Genomic DNA, 5,320 nt, shown 5'->3' with positions numbered 1-5,320 from the left:
GTGATGCGACCGGAAGGTCGAGTTCTTTAAAAAGTTACAGCCGATAAGTGTGGGCGTTTGAAGGCGAGTACCTGAAGCCGCAAGGCGAAGGTCGAAAGACTTTAAATGCTCAAGAAGTGAAGTTCACTTCAATTCTTTGAGCGAATTCAAGATCGAACTAAAGAGTTTGATCCTGGCTCAGATTGAACGCTGGCGGCATGCCTTACACATGCAAGTCGAACGGTAACGCGGGGCAACCTGGCGACGAGTGGCGAACGGGTGAGTAATGCATCGGAACGTGCCCAGAAGTGGGGGATAGCCCGGCGAAAGCCGGATTAATACCGCATGAGACCTGAGGGTGAAAGCGGGGGATCGCAAGACCTCGCGCTTTTGGAGCGGCCGATGTCAGATTAGCTAGTTGGTGGGGTAAAGGCCTACCAAGGCGACGATCTGTAGCTGGTCTGAGAGGACGACCAGCCACACTGGGACTGAGACACGGCCCAGACTCCTACGGGAGGCAGCAGTGGGGAATTTTGGACAATGGGCGCAAGCCTGATCCAGCCATGCCGCGTGCGGGAAGAAGGCCTTCGGGTTGTAAACCGCTTTTGTCAGGGAAGAAACGCTCTGGGCTAATACCCTGGGGTAATGACGGTACCTGAAGAATAAGCACCGGCTAACTACGTGCCAGCAGCCGCGGTAATACGTAGGGTGCAAGCGTTAATCGGAATTACTGGGCGTAAAGCGTGCGCAGGCGGTTATGCAAGACAGATGTGAAATCCCCGGGCTCAACCTGGGAACTGCATTTGTGACTGCATAGCTAGAGTACGGTAGAGGGGGATGGAATTCCGCGTGTAGCAGTGAAATGCGTAGATATGCGGAGGAACACCGATGGCGAAGGCAATCCCCTGGACCTGTACTGACGCTCATGCACGAAAGCGTGGGGAGCAAACAGGATTAGATACCCTGGTAGTCCACGCCCTAAACGATGTCAACTGGTTGTTGGGAGGGTTTCTTCTCAGTAACGAAGCTAACGCGTGAAGTTGACCGCCTGGGGAGTACGGCCGCAAGGTTGAAACTCAAAGGAATTGACGGGGACCCGCACAAGCGGTGGATGATGTGGTTTAATTCGATGCAACGCGAAAAACCTTACCTACCCTTGACATGCCAGGAATCTTGCAGAGATGTGAGAGTGCTCGAAAGAGAACCTGGACACAGGTGCTGCATGGCCGTCGTCAGCTCGTGTCGTGAGATGTTGGGTTAAGTCCCGCAACGAGCGCAACCCTTGTCATTAGTTGCTACGAAAGGGCACTCTAATGAGACTGCCGGTGACAAACCGGAGGAAGGTGGGGATGACGTCAGGTCCTCATGGCCCTTATGGGTAGGGCTACACACGTCATACAATGGCCGGTACAGAGGGCTGCCAACCCGCGAGGGGGAGCTAATCCCAGAAAACCGGTCGTAGTCCGGATCGCAGTCTGCAACTCGACTGCGTGAAGTCGGAATCGCTAGTAATCGCGGATCAGCTTGCCGCGGTGAATACGTTCCCGGGTCTTGTACACACCGCCCGTCACACCATGGGAGCGGGTTCTGCCAGAAGTAGTTAGCCTAACCGCAAGGAGGGCGATTACCACGGCAGGGTTCGTGACTGGGGTGAAGTCGTAACAAGGTAGCCGTATCGGAAGGTGCGGCTGGATCACCTCCTTTCTGGAAAATGGGTGCTCAAATTCTTGCGTCCACGCTTATCGGCTGTACTTGACGGCAGATTGGGGTCTGTAGCTCAGTCGGTTAGAGCACCGTCTTGATAAGGCGGGGGTCGTTGGTTCGAATCCAACCAGACCCACCATCTTATGGGGGTGTAGCTCAGCTGGGAGAGCACCTGCTTTGCAAGCAGGGGGTCATCGGTTCGATCCCGTTCACCTCCACCACGATACAACAGGCAAGAGACCTTGGGTTTTTTGCCTGTGCGATCCATGTGGTTGCCTGTCGTTCTTTAACAATTCATAGAGTCGAATCAGTGTTGTCGACGGAAACCGTGAGGCGAGAGCTGGAGCGGGCCGTGCCGTCGGCAACTTATGATTGCGTCAACAAACTTCAAGATATTGAAGTTCGGCATAACGCGAAATACTCAAAGTCAACAGTAGTTGATTTTCAGTCCTTGACGATGCCTCAAGCGTGAGGTGTCAAAGTTATAGGGTCAAGTGACTAAGTGCATGTGGTGGATGCCTTGGCGATTACAGGCGATGAAGGACGTGATAGCCTGCGATAAGCTTCGGGGAGCTGGCAAATTAGCTTTGATCCGGAGATTTCCGAATGGGGAAACCCACCGAAAGGTATCGCATTCTGAATACATAGGGATGCGAGGCGAACCGGGTGAACTGAAACATCTCAGTAGCTCGAGGAAAAGACATCAACCGAGATTCCGAGAGTAGTGGCGAGCGAAATCGGAAGAGCCTGCACGTTTTAGCAGTCGACTTATCAGAACGGTCTGGAAAGGCTGGCCATAGCGGGTGATAGCCCCGTATGAAAAAAGACGATTGTGGAACTAGGCGTGCGACAAGTAGGGCGGGACACGTGAAATCCTGTCTGAAGATGGGGGGACCATCCTCCAAGGCTAAATACTCGTAATCGACCGATAGTGAACCAGTACCGTGAGGGAAAGGCGAAAAGAACCCCGGGAGGGGAGTGAAATAGATCCTGAAACCGCATGCATACAAAAAGTCGGAGCCCGCAAGGGTGACGGCGTACCTTTTGTATAATGGGTCAGCGACTTACATTCAGTGGCGAGCTTAACCGAATAGGGAAGGCGTAGAGAAATCGAGTCCGAATAGGGCGTTCAGTCGCTGGGTGTAGACCCGAAACCAGGTGATCTATCCATGGCCAGGATGAAGGTGAGGTAACACTTACTGGAGGTCCGAACCGACTAGTGTTGCAAAACTAGCGGATGAGCTGTGGATAGGGGTGAAAGGCTAAACAAACCTGGAGATAGCTGGTTCTCTCCGAAAACTATTTAGGTAGTGCCTCAAGTATTACCATCGGGGGTAGAGCACTGTTATGGCTAGGGGGTCATGGCGACTTACCAAACCATTGCAAACTCCGAATACCGATGAGTACAGCTTGGGAGACAGTGCACCGGGTGCTAACGTCCGGACACAAGAGGGAAACAACCCAGACCGCCAGCTAAGGTCCCTAAAATTGGCTAAGTGGGAAACGAAGTGGGAAGGCTAAAACAGTCAGGATGTTGGCTTAGAAGCAGCCATCATTTAAAGAAAGCGTAATAGCTCACTGATCGAGTCGTCCTGCGCGGAAGATGTAACGGGGCTAAGCCAGTTACCGAAGCTGCGGGTGCATCGCAAGATGCGCGGTAGGAGAGCGTTCTGTACGCCTGTGAAGGTGGATCGTGAGGTCTGCTGGAGGTATCAGAAGTGCGAATGCTGACATGAGTAGCGTTAAAGGGGGTGAAAAGCCCCCTCGCCGAAAGCGCAAGGTTTCCTACGCAACGTTCATCGGCGTAGGGTGAGTCGGCCCCTAAGGCGAGGCAGAGATGCGTAGCTGATGGGAAACAGGTCAATATTCCTGTACCGATCTATAGTGCGATGTGGGGACGGAGAAGGTTAGCTCAGCCGGGTGTTGGATATCCCGGTTCAAGCATGTAGGCGTGCCCTCTAGGCAAATCCGGAGGGCTTAGCTGAGGTGTGATAACGAGGAGGCTTGCCTCTGAAGTGAGTGATACCCTGCTTCCAGGAAAAGCCACTAAGCTTCAGCTATAGACGACCGTACCGCAAACCGACACTGGTGCGCGAGATGAGTATTCTAAGGCGCTTGAGAGAACTCTGGAGAAGGAACTCGGCAAATTGACACCGTAACTTCGGAAGAAGGTGTGCCTTTAGTAGGTGAACCTGTACAAGGGGAGCCCAATGAGGTTGCAAAGAATCGGTGGCTGCGACTGTTTATTAAAAACACAGCACTCTGCAAAGACGAAAGTCGACGTATAGGGTGTGACGCCTGCCCGGTGCTGGAAGATTAAATGATGGGGTGCAAGCTCTTGATTGAAGTCCCAGTAAACGGCGGCCGTAACTATAACGGTCCTAAGGTAGCGAAATTCCTTGTCGGGTAAGTTCCGACCTGCACGAATGGCGTAACGATGGCCACACTGTCTCCTCCAGAGACTCAGCGAAGTTGAAATGTTTGTGATGATGCAATCTCCCCGCGGAAAGACGGAAAGACCCCATGAACCTTTACTGTAGCTTTACATTGGACTTTGAACAGATCTGTGTAGGATAGGTGGGAGGCTTTGAAACTTGGTCGCTAGATCAGGTGGAGCCGACGTTGAAATACCACCCTGGTGTGTTTGAGGTTCTAACCTTGGCCCGTTATCCGGGTTGGGGACAGTGTATGGTGGGCAGTTTGACTGGGGCGGTCTCCTCCCAAAGTGTAACGGAGGAGTTCGAAGGTACGCTAGGCACGGTCGGAAATCGTGCTGATAGTGCATTGGCATAAGCGTGCTTGACTGCGAGACTGACAAGTCGAGCAGGTACGAAAGTAGGACAAAGTGATCCGGTGGTTCTGTATGGAAGGGCCATCGCTCAACGGATAAAAGGTACTCTGGGGATAACAGGCTGATACCGCCCAAGAGTTCATATCGACGGCGGTGTTTGGCACCTCGATGTCGGCTCATCTCATCCTGGGGCTGTAGCCGGTCCCAAGGGTATGGCTGTTCGCCATTTAAAGAGGTACGTGAGCTGGGTTTAAAACGTCGTGAGACAGTTTGGTCCCTATCTTCCGTGGGCGCTGCAAGATTGAGAGAGCCTGCTCCTAGTACGAGAGGACCGGAGTGGACGCACCTCTGGTGTATCGGTTGTCACGCCAGTGGCATTGCCGAGTAGCTAAGTGCGGAAGAGATAACCGCTGAAAGCATCTAAGCGGGAAACTCGTCTCAAGATGAGTCTTGCCGGGGCCTTGAGCCCCCTGAAGAGTCGTTCGAGACCAGGACGTTGATAGGCTGGGTGTGGAAGCGCAGTAATGCGTTAAGCTAACCAGTACTAATTGCTCGTGAGGCTTGACCCTATAACTTTGACAAAACAGTCAAAGACACGTTATGCCATAATGGCGCAATCATCTGATTCGACTCTGTGAATTGGCTGGGTTGAACAACTCAACCCAGCAACCCGTCAAGCCTGATGACCATAGCGAGGTGGTCCCACTCCTTCCCATCCCGAACAGGACAGTGAAACGCCTCAGCGCCGATGATAGTGCGGGTTCCCGTGTGAAAGTAGGACATCGTCAGGCTATTTACCCCGCAAAGCCCCTGCTCATCTCCTTGAGCAGGGGCTTCGCCTTTTGG

The 5,320-nt window shown here is 53.0% G+C and carries 2 tRNA genes and 3 rRNA genes; all 5 read left to right on the top strand.

The features are described from left to right. The first annotated feature begins 154 nt into the window (after positions 1 to 154). The 5 genes from V4F39_RS16450 to rrf all read left to right on the top strand — a co-directional run bounded on the left by V4F39_RS16450 (position 155) and on the right by rrf (position 5,265). A 16S ribosomal RNA gene (locus tag V4F39_RS16450) occupies positions 155 to 1,683 on the top strand. 62 nt (positions 1,684 to 1,745) lie between these two features. Further along, positions 1,746 to 1,822 (top strand) — tRNA-Ile (locus V4F39_RS16445). Between the two features lie 6 nt (positions 1,823 to 1,828). Further along, a tRNA-Ala gene (locus V4F39_RS16440) sits at positions 1,829 to 1,904 on the top strand. A gap of 267 nt (positions 1,905 to 2,171) precedes the next feature. Then, positions 2,172 to 5,043: ribosomal RNA gene (locus V4F39_RS16435) — 23S ribosomal RNA — on the top strand. Positions 5,044 to 5,152: 109 nt separating this feature from the next. Further along, positions 5,153 to 5,265 (top strand): 5S ribosomal RNA (gene rrf, locus V4F39_RS16430). The 16S, 23S and 5S rRNA genes sit together here with 2 tRNA genes alongside, the layout of an rRNA operon. The last annotated feature ends 55 nt before the right edge of the window (positions 5,266 to 5,320 follow it).

The sequence above is a fragment of the Aquincola agrisoli genome, assembly GCF_036621135.1.
Classification (GTDB): domain Bacteria; phylum Pseudomonadota; class Gammaproteobacteria; order Burkholderiales; family Burkholderiaceae_C; genus Aquincola; species Aquincola agrisoli.
The sequence above is the reverse complement of the archived record's forward strand: the minus strand, read 5'-3'. Positions and strand labels throughout refer to the sequence as shown.